The organism is Desmospora profundinema (genome assembly GCF_031454155.1).
Lineage (GTDB): Bacteria > Bacillota > Bacilli > Thermoactinomycetales > DSM-45169 > Desmospora > Desmospora profundinema.
On record NZ_JAVDQG010000010.1, the window covers coordinates 56,733 to 74,747 of the forward strand.

19 protein-coding genes and 12 tRNA genes are annotated in these 18,015 nt (G+C 55.7%); 5 read left to right on the plus strand and 26 right to left on the minus strand.

What is annotated here, in order from left to right; all coding sequences use genetic code 11:
- Positions 1–222: 222 nt before the first annotated feature.
- The 21 genes from tsaD to JOE21_RS17165 form a co-directional block, all read right to left on the minus strand.
- Positions 223–1,239 (minus strand): tRNA (adenosine(37)-N6)-threonylcarbamoyltransferase complex transferase subunit TsaD, encoded by a 1,017-nt coding sequence (tsaD, locus tag JOE21_RS17065; RefSeq protein ID WP_309868605.1) that lies wholly within the window; start codon positions 1,237–1,239, stop codon positions 223–225.
- Positions 1,205–1,702, minus strand: coding sequence for a ribosomal protein S18-alanine N-acetyltransferase (rimI, locus tag JOE21_RS17070; RefSeq protein WP_309868607.1), 498 nt, complete (start codon positions 1,700–1,702; stop codon positions 1,205–1,207). The genes tsaD and rimI overlap by 35 nt, the downstream gene beginning before the upstream one ends.
- Entirely contained in the window at positions 1,683–2,414 is a 732-nt protein-coding gene (gene tsaB, locus JOE21_RS17075) for a tRNA (adenosine(37)-N6)-threonylcarbamoyltransferase complex dimerization subunit type 1 TsaB (protein WP_309868609.1), read from the minus strand. The genes rimI and tsaB overlap by 20 nt, the downstream gene beginning before the upstream one ends.
- Positions 2,411–2,878 (minus strand): tRNA (adenosine(37)-N6)-threonylcarbamoyltransferase complex ATPase subunit type 1 TsaE, encoded by a 468-nt coding sequence (gene tsaE, locus JOE21_RS17080; RefSeq protein ID WP_309868611.1) that lies wholly within the window; start codon positions 2,876–2,878, stop codon positions 2,411–2,413. Before tsaE ends, tsaB begins: the two co-directional genes overlap by 4 nt.
- A gap of 6 nt (positions 2,879–2,884) precedes the next feature.
- Entirely contained in the window at positions 2,885–3,886 is a 1,002-nt protein-coding gene (gene thiL, locus JOE21_RS17085; protein WP_309868613.1) for a thiamine-phosphate kinase, read from the minus strand.
- A 63-nt stretch (positions 3,887–3,949) separates the two neighbouring features.
- A tRNA-Gly gene (locus tag JOE21_RS17090) sits at positions 3,950–4,023 on the minus strand.
- 15 nt (positions 4,024–4,038) lie between these two features.
- Positions 4,039–4,115, minus strand: a tRNA-Pro gene (locus JOE21_RS17095).
- Between the two features lie 34 nt (positions 4,116–4,149).
- Positions 4,150–4,236, minus strand: a tRNA-Leu gene (locus JOE21_RS17100).
- Between the two features lie 15 nt (positions 4,237–4,251).
- A tRNA-Leu gene (locus JOE21_RS17105) sits at positions 4,252–4,335 on the minus strand.
- Positions 4,336–4,674: 339 nt separating this feature from the next.
- A tRNA-Lys gene (locus JOE21_RS17110) sits at positions 4,675–4,750 on the minus strand.
- A 7-nt stretch (positions 4,751–4,757) separates the two neighbouring features.
- Positions 4,758–4,832, minus strand: a tRNA-Gln gene (locus JOE21_RS17115).
- A gap of 40 nt (positions 4,833–4,872) precedes the next feature.
- Positions 4,873–4,948, minus strand: a tRNA-His gene (locus JOE21_RS17120).
- Positions 4,949–4,958: 10 nt separating this feature from the next.
- Positions 4,959–5,035, minus strand: a tRNA-Asp gene (locus JOE21_RS17125).
- A 6-nt stretch (positions 5,036–5,041) separates the two neighbouring features.
- Positions 5,042–5,116 (minus strand) — tRNA-Val (locus JOE21_RS17130).
- Between the two features lie 3 nt (positions 5,117–5,119).
- Positions 5,120–5,195 (minus strand) — tRNA-Glu (locus tag JOE21_RS17135).
- Positions 5,196–5,222: 27 nt separating this feature from the next.
- A tRNA-Ser gene (locus JOE21_RS17140) sits at positions 5,223–5,315 on the minus strand.
- A gap of 6 nt (positions 5,316–5,321) precedes the next feature.
- Positions 5,322–5,396 (minus strand) — tRNA-Asn (locus JOE21_RS17145).
- 377 nt (positions 5,397–5,773) lie between these two features.
- Positions 5,774–6,460, minus strand: coding sequence for a helix-turn-helix transcriptional regulator (locus tag JOE21_RS17150; RefSeq protein WP_309868615.1), 687 nt, complete (start codon positions 6,458–6,460; stop codon positions 5,774–5,776).
- Positions 6,461–6,638: 178 nt separating this feature from the next.
- A complete protein-coding gene (moaC, locus tag JOE21_RS17155) occupies positions 6,639–7,148 on the minus strand; it encodes a cyclic pyranopterin monophosphate synthase MoaC (protein ID WP_309868617.1) in 510 nt (169 codons plus the stop codon).
- Between the two features lie 32 nt (positions 7,149–7,180).
- Positions 7,181–8,200, minus strand: a complete 1,020-nt coding sequence (gene moaA / locus JOE21_RS17160; RefSeq protein ID WP_309868618.1) for a GTP 3',8-cyclase MoaA — start codon at positions 8,198–8,200, stop codon at positions 7,181–7,183.
- Positions 8,201–10,066 carry a molybdenum cofactor synthesis domain-containing protein gene (locus JOE21_RS17165; protein ID WP_309868620.1) on the minus strand — a complete coding sequence of 622 codons (1,866 nt, stop codon included), beginning with the start codon at positions 10,064–10,066 and terminating at the stop codon, positions 8,201–8,203.
- A gap of 223 nt (positions 10,067–10,289) precedes the next feature.
- Here JOE21_RS17165 and JOE21_RS17170 point away from each other — a divergent pair, with 223 nt between their 5' ends.
- Positions 10,290–11,417: an aminotransferase class I/II-fold pyridoxal phosphate-dependent enzyme gene (locus JOE21_RS17170; protein WP_309868621.1), complete on the plus strand. Its 1,128-nt coding sequence runs from the start codon at positions 10,290–10,292 to the stop codon at positions 11,415–11,417.
- Between the two features lie 79 nt (positions 11,418–11,496).
- Here the strand turns inward: JOE21_RS17170 and JOE21_RS17175 are convergent, their stop codons facing one another.
- Positions 11,497–11,961, minus strand: a complete 465-nt coding sequence (locus JOE21_RS17175) for a hypothetical protein (RefSeq protein WP_309868622.1) — start codon at positions 11,959–11,961, stop codon at positions 11,497–11,499.
- Positions 11,962–12,123: 162 nt separating this feature from the next.
- Between JOE21_RS17175 and moaD the strand changes: the two genes are divergently transcribed.
- The gene (gene moaD, locus JOE21_RS17180) at positions 12,124–12,831 is read left to right on the plus strand and encodes a molybdopterin converting factor subunit 1 (protein WP_309868623.1); all 708 of its coding nucleotides are present in this window, start codon (positions 12,124–12,126) and stop codon (positions 12,829–12,831) included.
- Between the two features lie 32 nt (positions 12,832–12,863).
- On the plus strand, positions 12,864–13,889 hold the full coding sequence (locus JOE21_RS17185) for a ThiF family adenylyltransferase (RefSeq protein ID WP_309868727.1): 1,026 nt from the start codon (positions 12,864–12,866) through the stop codon (positions 13,887–13,889).
- A 54-nt stretch (positions 13,890–13,943) separates the two neighbouring features.
- Here JOE21_RS17185 and JOE21_RS17190 read toward each other — a convergent pair whose 3' ends face one another.
- Together JOE21_RS17190 and JOE21_RS17195 are read right to left on the minus strand one after the other, a co-directional pair.
- Entirely contained in the window at positions 13,944–14,858 is a 915-nt protein-coding gene (locus tag JOE21_RS17190; protein ID WP_309868624.1) for an NAD(P)-dependent oxidoreductase, read from the minus strand.
- Positions 14,859–14,881: 23 nt separating this feature from the next.
- A complete protein-coding gene (locus JOE21_RS17195; protein WP_309868625.1) occupies positions 14,882–15,445 on the minus strand; it encodes a thioredoxin family protein in 564 nt (187 codons plus the stop codon).
- A gap of 174 nt (positions 15,446–15,619) precedes the next feature.
- On the opposite strand from JOE21_RS17195, the gene JOE21_RS17200 reads away from it, so the two are divergent.
- Entirely contained in the window at positions 15,620–16,606 is a 987-nt protein-coding gene (locus JOE21_RS17200; RefSeq protein WP_309868626.1) for a DMT family transporter, read from the plus strand.
- Between the two features lie 41 nt (positions 16,607–16,647).
- Here the strand turns inward: JOE21_RS17200 and JOE21_RS17205 are convergent, their stop codons facing one another.
- Positions 16,648–17,145 carry a SprT family protein gene (locus tag JOE21_RS17205; protein ID WP_309868627.1) on the minus strand — a complete coding sequence of 166 codons (498 nt, stop codon included), beginning with the start codon at positions 17,143–17,145 and terminating at the stop codon, positions 16,648–16,650.
- Between the two features lie 63 nt (positions 17,146–17,208).
- Here JOE21_RS17205 and cmpA point away from each other — a divergent pair, with 63 nt between their 5' ends.
- Positions 17,209–17,340 carry a cortex morphogenetic protein CmpA gene (gene cmpA / locus JOE21_RS17210; RefSeq protein ID WP_309868629.1) on the plus strand — a complete coding sequence of 44 codons (132 nt, stop codon included), beginning with the start codon at positions 17,209–17,211 and terminating at the stop codon, positions 17,338–17,340.
- Between the two features lie 129 nt (positions 17,341–17,469).
- Here cmpA and JOE21_RS17215 read toward each other — a convergent pair whose 3' ends face one another.
- The gene (locus JOE21_RS17215; RefSeq protein WP_309868632.1) at positions 17,470–17,895 is read right to left on the minus strand and encodes a hypothetical protein; all 426 of its coding nucleotides are present in this window, start codon (positions 17,893–17,895) and stop codon (positions 17,470–17,472) included.
- Positions 17,896–18,015 lie beyond the last annotated feature (120 nt).

Sequence of the window (18,015 nt, forward strand, 5' to 3'; positions counted from 1 at the left end):
AGAGTGGAGTATGCCCAATCTCTTTCCACATCGTTCCCACATCTTATCCACAAGTTTATACACAGAATGGCGATTGATCCCTCGATGTTCAAAACACTTATCCACAGTATCGAGAGATCGCTGTGAAACGATTTATCCACAATTTCTGTCTACAAATGAGGATTTTAACCTGTTACAAAAAAGCTGTTGACTAATTTGTCAACAGCTTATCCACAGCCCTATTTATCTTGCCAGCGGCAGGTTGGGTTCTGCATTCATATCCAGATTGTCCCGTATCCCGTCTTTAAAACGATAGGTTCCTGCCGCGGCAATCATGGCAGCATTGTCGGTACAAAGCTCCAAAGGGGGAATACGCAGATCGATCCCCTCCTGATGACACCGCTGTGTCAAGGCTTCCCGCAAAGGGGTGTTGGCAGAAACCCCTCCCGCCAGAACCAGATTGGACACCCCTGTTTGTCTGGCGGCACGAATGGCTTTTTCCACCAACACGTCCTGCACCGCCGCCTGAAAACTGGCGGCCAGGTCCGCCCGATTGATCTGCCGCCCCTGTTGCCGTGCGCGATGAAGCCAGTTGATTACTGCCGATTTCAACCCGCTGAAGCTAAAGTCGAGCGAGTCCGGTTCCAGCCAGGCACGGGGAAAGTCGATCACCGGCCGTCCTTTTCTCGCCAAGGCTTCAATCTGGGGGCCACCGGGATAGGGGAGCTCCAGCACCCGAGCCACTTTGTCGAAGGCCTCCCCCGCCGCGTCATCCCGCGTCCGTCCCAACCGCTCAAAGCGATTGTGTGCCTCCATATGGATCAATTCGGTATGACCACCCGACACCACCAGCGCAATCAGGGGAAAGGACAAGGGTTTTACCAAGTGGCTGGCATAGATATGCCCGGCGATGTGATGGACTCCCACCAACGGAATCCCCTGTGAAAAGGAAAGGGATTTGGCCGCAGCCACTCCGATCAAGAGGGCACCCACCAAGCCCGGCCCCTGGGTGACCGCGACTGCGGACAAGTCCTGTTGCCGTACCCTGGCTCGATCGAGTGCCTCTTGTATAATCCAGGTGATCCGTTCCACATGACGGCGGGAAGCCACTTCAGGTACCACTCCCCCAAACCGCTGGTGCACCTTCACTTGAGAAGAGATCACATTGGACAGCAGACGGTGTCCATCTTCCACCACGGCAGCGGAAGTTTCATCGCAGCTCGTTTCAATTCCCAGTATCCAGCATCGTTGTTCTTTCATCGCTTCCTCCGTTCAGTCGGGCCCACATAATAATCGCGTCTTCCTGATTATCCGTATAATAGCGGGGCCTGAGCCCGGTCGATTCAAACCCTTTTTTCCGGTATAAGCGTTGTGCAATGTGATTGGACACCCGAACTTCCAGCGTCATGCTGTCCGCCCCCTGTTGTTCGGCCAGCTTCATCATGTGATTCATCGTTTGTTCCCCGTACCCCTGACCCCGGTAATCCGGGTGGATGGCGATGTTGGTGATATGGGCTTCATTGATGATGAGCCACATCCCGGAATAACCGACCACCTGTTCATCCTTTACAACCACAATATAATGGGCGAATTGATTGTAAGCCAGTTCGTTGTAAAATGCTTGGCGGGTCCATGGAGTGGTAAAGGAAGCCTGCTCCACCCGAATCACATCGGGAATATCCGCAACCGTCATCGCACGGAAGCTAACACCCGGTCGGACCATCGGGCTTCACTCCGTTCTGGCGGGTTTTTAACCATTTGGTTTCGGCTTCGGTCAACTGCAGGTAATTGGGAGCGGCATCCATGGCCTCCTCCTGTTCTTCCAAACGGATTCGCTCCTTAGCCAACCAGCCCAAGTGAGCCGCTTGCACCGTGTTTTCCGCGGGGCTTCCAAACACGGCTTCCTCTCCCAGCCGCTCCTCAATCTGGGAACGAAAAGAGCCTGCATCATCCCCCAAAAACAGGAATGGCCCTTGCCCTTTTAGTGTGTCCAACCAATGATCGACAGCAATCACCCGCTCTGGAACGATGGAAACAACCCGACCGTTTTCTCCCCGGAACCACCCGGTGTAAACACGGTTGCGACGGGCGTCAAACAGGGGAATCACCCCTCCGGGAAAGCGCTTGCCGTTCATCGCCAACGCCGCCAGACTGGAAACCGGAACCAACGGAACATCCAAACTCCAAGCCATTGTCTTGGCAGTGGTGAAACCGATGCGTACCCCGGTGTAGGACCCGGGACCCTCAGCGACAGCGATGGCGTCCATGTCTTTCGGTTCCAGGTCCAGTTCCCGCAATAACAGCGAAACAGTGGGCATCAGACGGATGGAATGATTTTTATGTAAATTGGTTGTGATCTGTCCCAACAAACGGTTATGATCAAGTACTGCTACCCCCAATACCAGGGTGGATGTATCCAACGCCAGGATTTTCATGTCACAGACAACCCCTTCAACAAGCGCTCCCCAAACTCCGGGGGCACCCTCACCTGGATGTGCCGGCTGTTTTCATCCAACCGACGGATGAGGATTGCGATTCGTCCCTCCGGCAGCCAATGCTCAATCCGACTGGCCCATTCCACCAAGCAGATCCCGGCCCCCTCAAAGTACTCGTCCCACCCCAGCTCTTCCGGCTCCCCTTCCAATCGATACGCATCCATATGGTATAGGGGAATCCGTCCTTCATGATATTCTTTAATCAGCGTAAAAGTAGGGCTGTCAATCGGATCTGCAATCCCCAAACCACGGGCCAACCCTTGAGAAAACGTGGTTTTTCCTGCTCCCAGATCCCCTTCCAGGGTGAGAACATCCCCCACACACAAACGAGCGGCCAACCGGGCAGCCAACGCTTTTGTCTCTTCCGGGCTGTGTGTCACCCACTCCGCTTGAGAGGTGCACATGTCTCATCACCCTTTTCGAAAGTGGTTAAAACCGCGTCGGGTCAACTCCCTCCGCTCTTCTCCGTCCACATAGTCTACCCTTGGCTTCCCCTCTTCCACCCATCCGACGGGGATTAAACGGATTCCACGGTCTTGGGCACCACGGCAAACCCGTTCCCATTCCCGCCGGGAAACGGTTCCCGCCAATTGGAAATCCTCTCCGCCATAAAGAGCCCAATCCACAGGATCGTGTGTTACCTCCCGGGCGTAGGACCGTATGGAATCATCAAGCGGAAGGCGTGCCCCATCCAGGACTACCGTCACACCGCTGGCCGCAGCAATGTCATAAGCTTCCTGGGCCAGTCCGTCACTGATATCATTCAAGGCGATCCTCGCTTCGCTTGTGAGTAGCCACCGCCCTGCATCCACCTGGGGATGCGGACGTTGATGGGCCTCGATCAAACCGGGGTAATCACCGCTCAAACCGTCTTGATCCGATTGCAACAACAAGTGAAGCCCGGCGGCGGACGCCCCCAATGGTCCGGTGACAAAAAAGATATCCCCCGGTTGTGCCGAAGAGCGAAGCAGAGCCCTTCCCTCTTCCACTTCTCCCATCAAAGTGAGGGTTACCACCAAGTGGTGGGGAGATCGCACGGTGTCGCCGCCGATCAAACGGACTCCATAGTGTTCCGCCAGGGCTTTCATCCCCTGGTAGAGGCTTTCCAAAGCAGACGGTTTCCAGTGATCCGCCACCGCCAACGATACGAACGTGTAAGATGGAATCCCTCCCATAGCGGCAATATCACTGATATTGGAAGTCAAGCATTTCCATCCGATGGAGAAAGGATCCATCGTATTCGGAAGAAAGTGGATCGTTTCCACCATCGTATCACAGGTAACCACAGTGGACATCCCCTTGCGGCCACGCAGTACCGCTGCATCATCGCCGGCATCCACCTCCACCCGCGGATCGACGGGATCGGTGATGCGGTGTTGCAGCAGACGGCGAATCAATGTGAATTCATCCACCTTATCTCCCCCCAGAAAAAATGATCCATACAGAAAGACCGCAGCGGTCAGCTGCGGTCTGTTTGGAGCGGGTGAAGGGAATCGAACCCTCGCATTCGGCTTGGAAGGCCGATGTTCTACCACTGAACTACACCCGCATAATACGTGGATAATGGTCGGGGTGACAGGATTTGAACCTGCGACCTCCTCGTCCCGAACGAGGCGCTCTGCCAAGCTGAGCCACACCCCGGAATGGATTGAAAACCCGTCGTCACTAATGAAAGTGGTGCGGTCGGCGAGACTCGAACTCGCACGGCCTTGCGGCCACTACCCCCTCAAGATAGCGTGTCTGCCTATTCCACCACGACCGCATGTCACCTTGACGTTGGTGCGGGTGGAGGGACTCGAACCCCCACGCCAGAGGCGCTAGATCCTAAGTCTAGTGCGTCTGCCAATTCCGCCACACCCGCTTATTGACGCTGTTTCCAGCGGTTATGCAACGCATCTTTTTCGGTGATACGCATTCCATTTGCTCGACTTACCGGAAGGATTGCCGATGGCTATGCGCTAGGCCGGTGAAGAGTGCGCCTCGCGTCGACAAGAAACATCATAACACGGTGTGCGGATGTAGTCAAGCGGTAAAAAGTAATTTATTGATATCAAATTTGGTTGACAATCATTACCGCAATATAACGGATCGCCCTCACTTGTCGACCCTTTTACGAACCAATCATTTCATCATAAATAAAAAAAGCGGCTTGCATCAAGGCTGATTGCCTTGGCTACCCCTTTTTTAAGAAGCACGATTTTGGTGAGCCATCCAGGACTCGAACCTGGGACACCCTGATTAAAAGTCAGGTGCTCTGCCAACTGAGCTAATGGCTCATGGTAATGGCTGGGGAGGCAGGATTCGAACCTGCGCATGACGGAGTCAAAGTCCGCTGCCTTACCACTTGGCTACTCCCCATCCTTTTTGAATGGGCGAATATCAAATGGGTGAATAATAATGGGGCGACCAGTGGGAATCGAACCCACGAATGCCGGAGCCACAATCCGGTGCGTTAACCACTTCGCCATGGCCGCCATAAATAAATGGCGGAGCTGACGGGACTCGAACCCGCGACCTCCGGCGTGACAGGCCGGCGTGAACTCCAACTTCACCACAGCTCCGCGTTATGGTGGACGGTGACGGGATCGAACCGCCGACCCCCTGCGTGTGAAGCAGGTGCTCTCCCGCTGAGCTAACCGTCCTTTTGGTGACCCGTAGGGGATTCGAACCCCTGCATGCCAGCGTGAAAGGCTGGTGTGTTAACCGCTTCACCAACGGGCCTAGTTCCACTTCCCAAGGGAATACAAATGGCGGAGAGAGCGGGATTCGAACCCGCGCGGGGCCATAAGACCCCCTAACGGTTTAGCAAACCGTCCTCTTCGGCCTCTTGAGTATCTCTCCGCATGTTGGCTCCTCCGGCAGGACTCGAACCTGCAACCTACCGGTTAACAGCCGGACGCTCTACCATTGAGCTACGGAGGACCGTTTCAAAAGCGACATCATTTATTATAAATGATTGAGGATCCGTTTGCAAGAGGTTTTTTACGACACTTTTTGTGGTGCCTCGCAAAAACCAGTCTCTCTCGAGCGCTTTAACAGCTTAGCACAGGTTGTCTCAACTCGTCAATGGTTTTTATGGATAAAGGGACAGAACTTTTTTCCTCAAATACAGGAAAGGTTCTCCTCCCGGAAAACAATAAAATGCTCCCCATGAGGAGAGCCAGGAATAAATGGATCAAGCATACAACATGGTGGTTGCTGTCTATTGTTTAGTCCACCCACCACCAAGATTGGGATCCATAGGGGTATTCTAAGCGGCTGTCCACATGGACATACCGAATCCGCAAGATTACAAAAAATTAAACCGTAATCTTGCGGATTGTCGCTTTTTTCACCTTTCGGTCCGCCAATAACCACCCCTCTTCCACCGCTCGTACAGCCAATCCCACCCGAGAGTTGACTTCCCACTTCCGAATCGCCGATGCGATATGAGAATCAACCGTCCGCCTGCTGATCCCCAAAACATTGGCAATCTCCTGGTTCGTCCGGTCCTTGACCAATTCCATCACCACTTGTTTTTCCATCGGGGTAAGGGTCGGCACCGAGGGGGAGCGTTCCCACAGACGGGTTTGGATCGCCTGTTGAATCTCGTCGGCAAAAGCCGGACTGATATAACAACCACCCCGACTCACCGTCCATAAAGCGAGCAACAACTCAGACGCCCGTCCACGCACAGTCAGTGCCCACGCTCTTCCACTCAGCAAATGAATCCACCCTGCAACGCGATCCATCTCTTCCGATGCCACGACAACCGGCACCGGAAGGTGTGACAGTTCCGGCCATTCCATGATTTCCCGTCCCCTCACACAGCCGAAAACGATCACATCAGGAAGCGGGACGCGCCGGATCAACAATTGTTCCAGTTGATCCGGTTTCCACAGCGTTTCCTCTACCTGGACCTGATCTTCTTGCTGCAACATCCAAGCGACACCGCGCACCATGGGCTCCACGGGATCCAACACCCACACCCGTATAGGATCACCCAACACTCTCACACCCCTTCCTTTTCATAGCGCCCTTCTTCAAGTAATAATTCTATGGTTTTTTCTAAAAACCCTGCCAATCAAACCGAATATTTAAAAATAGCTCAGTGAGCAAAATGAATTTTATTGGCAAAATAAAACCATCTGCACACCAGTTATGTGCTTAGATGGTTTTACGTGTTTATGATTCTTTTTCATTGAGAAGAGGGCGTTCTGCACGATGAAAATCACCGCTTTTCCCACCGCTCTTGTGAACGAGGAGTGTTTCTTCCACCACCATCGACCGATCCATCGCTTTGCACATGTCGTAGACGGTCAAAGCTGCCATACTGACAGCCGTAAACGCCTCCATCTCCACCCCGGTCACATGATCGGTCTTTACTTCTGCTTCCACCACCAAGACATCATCCCCGTCGAATCCGAAAGATATGTTGGCGCCATTAAGCGGGACCGGGTGGCACATGGGGATTAATTCCGCCGTTTTCTTCGCCGCCATGATCCCGGCCACCTGAGCGACTGCCAATACATCTCCCTTGGCCATTCTTCCTTCGCGAATGCGCTGGAGAGTAGCAGGCTCCATCCGTATACGGGCTTGGGCCACCGCCTTGCGGGAGGTGACGGGCTTTCCGGAGACGTCTACCATTTGCGCCCTTCCTTGTTCATTCATATGAGTAAAGGATGGACCATCCATCGATTCTCCTCCTTGTCTGTTTACCCCCGAAGTCAACCGCCGATGTAAGACATCTCCACCTTGTCTCGTCCTCCAGCGGTTCCCGACGAACGCTCTTCCGAATACCGGTCCGAGCGACGGGACCACACCCGGTCGATCAATCGAATCAATTCGTCATCCCCAACCCCGTCACGAAGCGGGGTTCGAAAATCGGTTCCCCGGGAGGCAAACAGGCACGTATACAACTTCCCCTCGGCGGAGAGTCGGGCACGGGTACAGCTGCCGCAAAAAGGAGCCGTCACTGAGGAAATCACTCCCACTTCTATGCCGTTGTCCCGATAGCGGTATCGATCCGCCACTTCCCCGTGATAAGCCGGTTCCAAGGGCTCCAAAGGCATCTCGCTCCCGATCTTCTCCAGGATCTCCTGTTTGGAGACGACCTGATCCAGCTTCCAACCGTTGGTGTTCCCCACATCCATAAATTCGATGAATCGGAGTGGAATTCCCTTTTCCTTAAAATGACGGGCCATGGGGAGAATTTCGCCATCATTGACACCCTTTTGTACCACCATGTTCACTTTAACCGGCAACCCTGCAGCCGCAGCGGCATCAATCCCCGCCAGCACGCTTTTTACTTTCCCTCTGCCTCCGCTCATACGGGCGAAGACATCCGAATCGAGTGCATCCAGGCTGACATTCACCCGATTCAAGCCTGCATCGACCAGTTCTTCGACAGAACCGGCCAATAAGGATGCGTTGGTGGTCAGGGCGATATCATCCACTCCCGGAACACGCGACACCATCCGAATCAAGGCAGGCAAGTCCTTTCGCAACAATGGTTCACCGCCGGTTAATCTCACTTTTTTTACGCCGAAACCGGCAAACAATCGAACCAGGCGGACGATTTCCTCAAAGGTTAACAACTCGGACCGGGGTAAAAACGGGTAATCCGGACCAAATACTTCTGCAGGCATGCAGTATTGACAGCGGAAATTGCAACGATCCGTGACGGAAATACGAAGATCCCGCATCGGACGTCCCAATCGGTCCGCCCTTTTGGTGCGAGCTTCCATCTAATCCCTCCCCGCTGTCATGGATAGTTCCAATCCTTCATTCATCAACGCGGTCCGAACCTTTTCATCCCGCAACAATGCCAGCAACACTTGTCCTTCTGTCGCCTTTGCAACAGCGGGGGACAGCAGCAGGTATAAACTCCGGCGTGTATCCGGCAGAAACCAACAATCCGAGGGCGGCAGGTCGGTCCGGATCCCCCATGCGGCGTGGGCCGTCCCTCCACTGACGGCAGCGGCCGCTTTCAGGCAAGACGCGATCTCGCAACATGCATCCGGTACCGGGATCCCCGCACGGGCGGCCAGCCTCTCCAAGAACAAGCGGCTCCCATAACCCCGTGGCGGAAGAATCCAACGCAGGTCGGACCTCCTCCAATCGGACACACCGGTGATCCCGTGTGGATTACCCTTCTGTACCCACCATCCCCACTCCCGTTCACCCAGCGGAACGACTGTGGCCGGCTGGTCATCCCAGCCGTCAGGAAGGGCAGGGCAGGGTCCCCCGGCGTCGGTTTCCAGCACGATTCCAACACAAAGCCCGTTTCGCCAACGGTTTACAGCCTCTTGCTCTCCGGTCGCTTGGCGTGCGACCGGTCGCCCGATAGCTTCCGACCATGCAGAGACTAACACGTCCAATGCAGGGTCATCCCCACCGGCGATCCAAAGCCGGCGCCGTATGACGGATGACGGGCGGGACAACCGGACCGAAACTTCATGTCCTCGTTTCCATTCTCCCGTTTCCGCCGGTACCCGCAGCCATCCGTCCGCCTGCGATAGTGAAAAGGTGGCACCGGCTCCACGAAACAGTGGAAGTGCTTCCCATCCGCCATCCGGGGTCGCCACGACTCGAACGCGTAGGTGGTCTTCGGCACCCACACGGGTTTTCACCGGCTCTGCCAATCGAGCGGTAATCGATTCCCCTGACGGTGTTTCCTGTCCTTGCCAAGCTTCCATCCAAGGTTTGGCAAACCATTCCAGACTGAGGTGGGCGGAGACGGGATACCCCGGCAATCCCAGTACCGGTTTTCCCTCCACGACAGCCAGCGCCGTCGGTTTACCCGGCCGGGCGGCCACTCCGTGAACCAACAGATGCCCCATCTTTTGCAAGACAGCAGGGACGAAGTCCTGGCTCCCCTTGGAGGAACCGGCGTTGACAATCACCAGGTCCGACCATTCCAGAGCCGTCTCCACTGCGCGGCGAATCTGATCAGGGTCATCGGGCACGATACCCCCATGACGAGTTTCTGCTCCCCACTCCTGCAGTGTTTCCGCCAACAGGGTGCTGTTGAATTCAATGATTTCCCCCCGCGCTGGATCTATTTCAGGCGGCACCAGTTCCTTACCCGTGGGAATGATGGTGACGCGGGGACGAGTCAGTACCGGCACCTCCCGGACACCTCCGGCGAGGAGTGACGCCTGATCCACCGGTCGGATCCGTACTCGGGCCATCAACAGGGTTTCTCCCGCCGCCACATCCTCCCCGATCTGCCTCACATGTTGAAAAGGAATAGCCGGATCGGTAACGGCCACCTCCCTCTCTCCCCGAATGTGTACCCGTTCCACCATAATGACGGCATCCGTCCACTCAGGAAGAGGATCACCGGTATTGATCCATACAAAGTCGGTCCCTTCTATCAGAGAGACGGGGGTTTCCGGGGTTGCTGTCTGAGTCCTTCCGGAGCGGACAGCAATTCCATCCATAGCAGAAGCAGGATAAGAGGGCATCGACAATCGGGCCCGAACCGGCTCTGCTGTGATCCGGCCCCGAGCCTTCCGTGTCGCGATTCGCTCCACTTTTGGTCGGGGAGGTGCTGACTCTAACAGTATTTCCCTGGCTTCATTCACTGCCGCCATCCGAGCTCTTTCCATCCTCTTTCCTCCTTCCGAAGCAAACGTTGCATGATTCCGATAGTTTCCTTCTTATCAGGATAGCATCGCTCCTTGTCGCTTGTCGAGCCGATTGAGGAAAACCGTCGAAACGGAACCCAACTTCTGATACAGTGTGTGTAACGCAATTGGATCCCGGAGGTGACCGCTTTATGCATATGAACCCGACACTTGTCCCCCACTCAAGCGGAAGGAGAGGAGATGGATGAGCCACCGACCACCTTTTTCCAACCTGGCAGAATCGCTCCCTCGATCCGTTCCGTTTGTCCCCCCAGAGGAGACGGAACGGCAGATGGGCGGCCGCTTTCAACTTCGGCTGGGAGCCAATGAGAGTTCTTTCGGGATGTCCCCCCTGGCCCGACAGGCGCTCTTGGACACCGTCGGTGAAGCTCATTGGTACGGGGACGCCACCCACCACGATTTGCGGAGAGAGTTGTCTCGACTGCATTCGGTTCCCGCAGAATCCATCGCCGTCGGAGCCGGGATCGATGAGATATTGGGTTGGATCACCCGCCTATTTTTAAACCCAGGTGACGGGGTAACCGCCTCTCTCGGGAGTTATCCTACCTTTCATTACCATGTGCACGGCTTTGGCGGTCTCCCACACCTGGTCCCCTACTGCGATTTTCGCAATGATTGGGGCAATTTGGCACAAAAAGTCCAGGAGACCGGCTCCCGTCTCGTCTATCTCGCCAATCCTGACAACCCCACCGGCACCTTTCTGAAACGGAACGAACTCCAGGAGTTCAGGCGGCGGTTGCCCTCTGATTGTGTCCTGGTGTTGGATGAGGCGTATGTGGAATTCGCTCCGGAAGATGATCGGTTGCCGCTGGATACAGCCGACCCCGGCATCATCCGCACCCGTACCTTTTCCAAAGCCCACGGATTGGCGGGTGCCCGGGTTGGTTACGCCATCGCCCACCGTGACATGATCGCCGGCTTTGATAAAATCCGGAACCATTTCGGGGTAACCCGAGCCGCACAGCAAGCGGCCTTCGCTTCCTTGAAAGATCCGGATTTCCTCCGCCATGTGGTGGCCGCCGTCAATCAGGGAAAAGCGGATTACTATCGGCTGGCACGGGAATTGGGCTATACGCCTCTTCCCTCCGCCACCAATTTTGTCGCCATCGACACAGGCAGTGCGGAAACGGCACGCTGGTGGCTGCATTCGCTGCAAAAGCGGGGTGTATTCATCCGTGTCCCCGGCATCGCCCCTCTCGATCGCTGCCTCCGCGTAACGGTGGGCAACCCGGAGGAAAGAAAGGTGCTCACCCGACATATGCGGGAACTGAGTCAGGAGGCACCGAACCGTCATGGATCCCACCCGGGATGAGTCGGGAAGTCCATACGGGTTCCCACCTAAAAACCCAGCCATCCGGGAACCCGAATGGCTGGGTTTTTCCCCGTCCGCTTCAGGACGGGTCTTCTTCTGTAACCGAGAGAATCCGTTCCAGAGTGGAACGCAGTTGTTCTGTCATCCCGTCCATCATCTGTTTCCGTTCCTCCCAAGGAAATTGAGGGAACGCTTGCCGTAAATCGTCCATTTTTCTCTGGTCGTACTCCAACAACTCCAACAGCGACTCACAGGCCTGTACCAATTTTTCCCAATCTTCCAACGGAATCGTTACCCGCTCTTCCTCTGCCCCGTATTTCGAGCCTCGCAAAGCCGCTCCCTCCCCGTCTTTTGCCGCCGCGATCTCATTTTCCGGCTGCTTTTTGACCTCCATTCGATAGTGCCCGCCCTCCCGGAGGGTAAAATCCAGCCCCTCCCCGTTCACTTCGATCCGTTGGATCATGCGCTGCCCTTCCGGAATCCGTTCCATATGTCCCACGATCAAGTCGAACAAAAAATAGGTGATTTCCCGCTCTTTTCCCAATCCGATCCGTCCTCCTCACCCAACGGTATATTGCCCAACCAGCTTTGGTTAACGGGTTTGAGCTTCACCATGTTTCGGATTCGACGGTTCTTGCCAACCCCGTGTGAAGTGGTTCACAATAGAGAGAAATGAAAGGAGGTTGGCCCTTCGGGTGCCGAAACCATGGAGATACGAATTTTATTGTTTGCGGCAGTAGCTGAAACCATCGGTCAACGTTCGATCACCCTGCAACTGCCCCCGAATGCATCCGTGCGCGACTTGGTGCACCGCCTCGAAGAAGAATATCCCAAAGCCGCCGAGCAGATCCGTTTTGCCGTCATCGCCCGGAACCAGGAATACGCCGATCCGGACGAAACGATTCACCCCGGTGATGAGATCGCCTTGATCCCTCCGGTAAGCGGAGGGGAAACGGACGAGCCCTCCCTGTTCGCGATCACGGAGGAACCTCTGTCCGCCGACCGCCTGATCGCCCAAGTATCCAATCCGCAAGCTGGAGCCGTGCTCACGTTTGCCGGTACGGTACGGGAGTTCACCGATGGGCGGCGAACGGTTCATCTGGAATATGAGGCATACGCCCCCATGGCGATCCGGGAAATGAAAGCAATCGCGCAAGAAATCCATCAACAATGGCCCGGGGTTCGCGTTGCCATGGTCCATCGGGTGGGAAAGCTTGAGCCCGAGGAAATCAGCGTCCTGATCGCCGTCGCTTCCCCTCATCGCCCGGAATCATTCGAAGCCGGCCGTTACGCGATTGAACGCCTGAAAGAATCGGTTCCCATCTGGAAAAAAGAAATCTGGGAAGACGGTACCCAGTGGCAGGGTTCCCAAACCGGCACATGGGATCCCCGCAAACCTGCGGATCCTTCCTGATCCTTCCCTGAAAGGAGGAGTCACTCCTGTCTATCAAAGATGAGCGCTTTTCCAGACAAATACTGTTTTCCCCAATCGGAGAAGAAGGGCAGGCCGCACTAAATCGTTCCAGAGTGGCTGTCGTCGGTATGGGGGCTTTGGGCACCGCCCTCGCCCATCATCTGGTGCGGGCGGGGGTCGGATTCATACGCCTGATTGACCGCGACTTCGTGGAGAAGAGCAATCTGCAACGGCAGATGCTCTACACGGAAGAGGACGCCCGTCAGTCCCTGCCCAAAGCGATCGCTGCCCGCGATCACCTGCAGCAAATCCATTCCGCCGCCGAAGTGGAGGCCCATGTAGCCGACCTGACATGGCGCAATGCCGAAGATTTACTGACAGGGGTGGACCTGATCCTGGATGGAAGCGATAATTTCTCCGTCCGATACTTGGTCAACGATGTCGCCCTTAAGCACGGCATTCCATGGATTTACGGCGGGGCAGTCAGTTCCAGAGGCATGACCTTCACCATTCGACCCGGAATCACCCCCTGCCTCGCCTGTCTCTTCCCCGAAACACCGACACCGGGAACGACGGAAACCTGTGATACCGCCGGAGTGATCGGACCCATCGTCCAGGTGGTTGCCGCCCATCAAGCGGTGGAAGCCCTCAAATTATTGGTGGGGGATACCGCCGCCCTCGATGACCGTCTGCGCCATTTCGAACTGTGGTACAACCGGGACGGGGCTTTTCAAGTGGCGCAGCGCAAGCGGGATGACTGCCCTGTCTGCGCTGACCGGCAATACCGGCACCTTCACCCGTCCACTCCCGCCGATTCCGCTGTCTCCCTGTGCGGGCGCAACACCGTGCAGGTATCGACAGCCACCGATCTGGATTTGGATCGGCTGGAACATCGTTTATCCCCGCTGGGAACCCTGGAACGGAATCGTTTTTTGCTCCGCCTCTCGGTGGATGACCAGCACCGGCTCGTCATTTTCCCCGATGGCCGGGTGTTGGTTCAGGGAACCGACAACCCGAGCACCGCCCGTTCCCTCGTGGCCCGCTACATTGGGGGATGACGTGCGGGATAAGGATAAACCCAGCGTCCGTCATGCGGCCGCTGGGTTTATTTTCTATCCGGTGCCGGAAGTCACCGGGGTCACCTTGACATTGGCCAGACGCTCCATCACGGTAATCAAGGCCTGGGTACCGTCTTCGTCCCCTTCGTGGGCCTGCACCGAGCGCAGCAGCTGGTTGACCGCGGCGGTCCCCACCAGTGGCAAACAGAGGCGTTCCGCTTCCTCCAGCACAATGCGCAAGTCTTTTTGTTGAAATTGGACCGAAAATCCTGGATCCAAGTCTCCCCGAACCACCCGGGGAGCCAAGTTGGACAGCGCCCAGGAACCCGCCGCCCCCTGACTGGTCACCTGAATCATGGTATCCGGATCGACTCCCGCTTTTTTCGCCAAGGTAAGGGCTTCAGCCATTCCCAACAGATTAAGGCCGCACATGATCTGATTGCAAGCCTTTACCGTCTGTCCGGCTCCGGCAGGACCGCAGTGAATGATGTTGGAACCCATCGCTTGCAGAACCGGTTCTACTTCATGCAATACATTCGCATCGCCACCCACCATAATGGAAAGCGTACCTTCCCGGGCCCCGATATCTCCCCCGCTGACGGGAGCATCCAGCATCCGAACACCGCATTCCGCCGCCGCATCCGACAGTCGCCGGGTTGTATCGGGAGAAATGGTGCTCATGTCGATCCAAACCAGCCCCTCATGGGCGGCGGCCAAAATCCCGTCTTCCCCTTCCACGACTTGCCGCACATCCGGCGTATCCCCCACAATGGTGATCACCACGTCACTTTCTGACGCCACTTCCCGCGGAGAACCCGCCACGGTCGCCCCCCATGCCGCCGCTTCTTCCATCTTGGATCGCGTCCGGTTCCAGACCGTTACCGGAAAGCCGGCACGATAAAGGTTGCGGGACATGGAACGCCCCATGATACCCAACCCGATAAATCCCACCCGTATGTTGTTTCCCATGATACCGCTCCTTCCCGATGGGGTTACCCCAAACGCTCCTGAAACCGTTCTGTTACACTCTGTTCCACCGCTTGCCACCATCCCCGGTTCTCTAACAGATGCCGCTTGAAATCCCGATACAGCTCCTTTTGTTTTTCTTTGAAATCCGGGCTGTCCTCAGAGGGCAGTCGGGTGCGCAACTCATCGATCGCCGCCTGTACCACCGGTGCACGCGGCCCCCATACCATCTGTTCGTTCCCCTTGTCGTCGATGAATATAAAGATAGGGATGGAGCGCGATTTTCCATTGGTTAAGTACCGGTCCATCAGTTCCAGATTGTCATCGCGGATCAGATAACGCAGTTCCATTCCGGCCGCCTCGGCGATCCGCATGAGGATGGGTACGCACAACATGGCATCGCCGCACCAATCCGCCGTCAGAACGATCCCCCGCAGGCGACGGTTTGCCAACCCCTCAAAATAAGGCTGGTTTTTCTCCCGAATCTGGAACGATTCGTAGATTGTCAGGAGAGATTCCCGGTTCACCTCCATCCCGTCGATGTAGGCCTGGCCGGTCATCCCTTTGTCAAACCATCGATTCAGGTCCATGCTAACCCTCCTTGTCCCCTCTCTTCTTCATTGTAACGGAAGTCCCAGTGAATGTCCGCACACGTTCCGTCTACATTTTCTACCCATTGCCTCCGCGTCGCAAAACAGATACAATCGGGAATATCGCATTTTGTTTCGATTCCCTAATAAGATGGGCAAAGGATGGCGAATCCCATGGCACGCAATCACGCTGGTCTCTATTTTCTCATGACGTTTAACATGATGGTGTGGGGGTTAAACGCCGTCGCCTTGAAATGGCTGGTTCTCTATTTTCCTCCCTTGCCGATGCAGGGGATTCGACTCTTTTTAGCCGGTCTGGCGCTGTTGCCATTAATGCTGGTGAAAGGTTCCTGGAAACCACTCTCATCAAAGGAATGGGGGTGGACGGCCGGTATCATTCTGACCGGTGTAGTAGGTCACCACTCCCTCCTCGCATGGGGGCTGACCCTTACCACCGCCACCAGCGCCGTGTTGATTTTAGCTCTGCTCCCGCTGATGACGTCCAGTCTCGCTTGTTTGTTTTTGCGGGAAAAAATAACCGGTACCGGTCTGTGTGGGATTCTGCTCGGATTGGCCGGGGTGATCCTGGTGGTTTTTCGCGGTGATGACTACAGTTCCACCTCTGGGTGGGGGAATCTCTTGATCGCAGGATGTATGTTGAGCCAGGCGGTTAGTTTTATTCTCATCAAGAAAGCGACGGACACCATCGACACTAAGCAATTAACGTCTCTGATGTTTCTTGCCGGATCGGTGCTCATTTTTCTGATCGGACTCTTCGTCTCTCCCGATGGCATCTCCATCATGGCGAACGGCCCCTTGTGGGTATGGGCCGTCTTGATCCTCTCCGGGGTGGTGGCCTCCGGTTGGGGTCATATGATGTACAATTCCGCCATTCATAAGCTGGGGCCCGGACAAACCGCCCTTTTCAACAATCTGACCCCATTTTTCGCCTTGGTGGGCTCCGCCCTCCTGTTGGGGGAAACGATCCAGTGGACACAGGCAGCGGGCTTCCTCTTAATCGTGAGCGGGGTTTTCCTAGGCACCGGAGTCTGGCGGACACGCCGGGATTCCAGGATGGAGACACCGAGCGGAGAAACGGGTATTGGATCCCTTCCGCTCAACCATGGAGAGATGACAAAAGAAAAACAGAGCCATCCATGACTCCGTCCTCATCCATCGATCACTCCTTTTGAGTGGTGTCATCAGAAAGGTCCGTCATCGTGGTCGCATACCGCTATTTCCCGCAAGCGCAACCTACCCCGGCACTTGCCGCAGCGGTAACGGGCCGGATCCATCCGCTTCCTGCGCGGATATTCATGCCCGCAATGCTGACAGACCAAAAGCCAACGGACGGAGCGCTTGCCGGATCCAGGGAGAACGGGAGCATGACGCAGACCCTTCACATGAGCCAACAACTCCTTAAACTCCCGATCGCCATGGCGGTATCCCCTCTTCTCCAGATGAAGATGGTAATGGCACAACTCATGGCGGATGATGCCGTCCACCACCTCTGCTCCGCATTCCAGCCAATGGCGGGGATTGATCTCAATGCGGTGATCGGAGAGGAAGTAGCGCCCCCCGGTGGTGCGCAACCGCGGGTTGAAGCAGGCCCGGTGGCGGAAGGGCTTGCCGAAGTCCCGGCGGGAAATCGTCTCCACCCGTCGCTGCAATTCATCATCAAAAAGAAGTTTGGGGTTCACGTCACAACGCCTTCTTTCATAAGCTTTTTACAGATGACAACTGTCTATGGGGAGGCATCCTTTATGCCCTACTGGTTGCGCAGGCAATTGCAACACGCGTTCCAGGGAAAAGACCGGAGACAGATCCGCATTTTGAATGATTGCTGGTTTCAGTATCAACAACGCGCCGAATTGGCGGCCACCGAACCCAAGTAGCTCCATATCCGAAAATCCCGGGATCGTTGTTCCGGGGTTTTCGTTTTTAATAAAAAGGTTCCCCCGCCATTGTAAATCGGACGGAAGAACCCTTCAAAGCTTCTTTTTCCGTTATGACTAAAGAGAAAGTCAGTGTTCCATCCTCTCCTCGATCGAACCGCCGCTTTCGCCGGATGTCACCATCAGGATGGAACCCATCAGGGCACTGCCGGTTACATACAACGTATCGGCCAACTTCTGATCAATGGTGTAATGGGGGTCTTCATCATGATGAGCGAACGCTTTCTCTCCCGCCTGGTCCTGCATCATGGTCTGAACCGCCTGTCGGCAAGCTTCCGACTGCAACATCTTGGGGTAAAGCCGTTCAAACGTTGACGCGAGAAACGCGTCCCGGTCGCGGCCCGCTCCCGGCAACTCCTGTCCCTTCATTTCCGCTTCCACAAAAGCGGCAATGGTGGCCACTTCCTCCGGGTAACCCTGAAACCGCTTCCCGCAGGAAACCGCCATTTCCGTCATCTTTTGGCCCAAATGGGCGGGTACATCGGTTCGGTTCATATCCTGGCCCTCCTTCACGCTGCCATCCTTTCTCATTTTGTCCACAAGGAAAGGAAACATGCGCCAGAGGACGGGTCCATCCCCTCAAAGCCCTCCTTACGATCACAGGAACTCATTCTG

Coding starts and splice junctions, on each gene's coding strand:
- tsaD (WP_309868605.1), bottom strand. CDS start 1,239: ATGAAAGAACAACGATGCTGGATACTGGGAATTGAAACGAGCTGCGAT.
- JOE21_RS17190 (WP_309868624.1), bottom strand. CDS start 14,858: ATGGGAAACAACATACGGGTGGGATTTATCGGGTTGGGTATCATGGGG.
- JOE21_RS17165 (WP_309868620.1), bottom strand. CDS start 10,066: ATGGAAAGAGCTCGGATGGCGGCAGTGAATGAAGCCAGGGAAATACTG.
- JOE21_RS17200 (WP_309868626.1), top strand. CDS start 15,620: ATGGCACGCAATCACGCTGGTCTCTATTTTCTCATGACGTTTAACATG.
- moaD (WP_309868623.1), top strand. CDS start 12,124: ATGGAGATACGAATTTTATTGTTTGCGGCAGTAGCTGAAACCATCGGT.
- tsaE (WP_309868611.1), bottom strand. CDS start 2,878: ATGTGCACCTCTCAAGCGGAGTGGGTGACACACAGCCCGGAAGAGACA.
- tsaB (WP_309868609.1), bottom strand. CDS start 2,414: ATGAAAATCCTGGCGTTGGATACATCCACCCTGGTATTGGGGGTAGCA.
- rimI (WP_309868607.1), bottom strand. CDS start 1,702: ATGGTCCGACCGGGTGTTAGCTTCCGTGCGATGACGGTTGCGGATATT.
- JOE21_RS17215 (WP_309868632.1), bottom strand. CDS start 17,895: ATGAACCGAACCGATGTACCCGCCCATTTGGGCCAAAAGATGACGGAA.
- JOE21_RS17195 (WP_309868625.1), bottom strand. CDS start 15,445: ATGGACCTGAATCGATGGTTTGACAAAGGGATGACCGGCCAGGCCTAC.
- JOE21_RS17170 (WP_309868621.1), top strand. CDS start 10,290: ATGAGCCACCGACCACCTTTTTCCAACCTGGCAGAATCGCTCCCTCGA.
- moaC (WP_309868617.1), bottom strand. CDS start 7,148: ATGGATGGTCCATCCTTTACTCATATGAATGAACAAGGAAGGGCGCAA.
- cmpA (WP_309868629.1), top strand. CDS start 17,209: ATGCCCTACTGGTTGCGCAGGCAATTGCAACACGCGTTCCAGGGAAAA.
- moaA (WP_309868618.1), bottom strand. CDS start 8,200: ATGGAAGCTCGCACCAAAAGGGCGGACCGATTGGGACGTCCGATGCGG.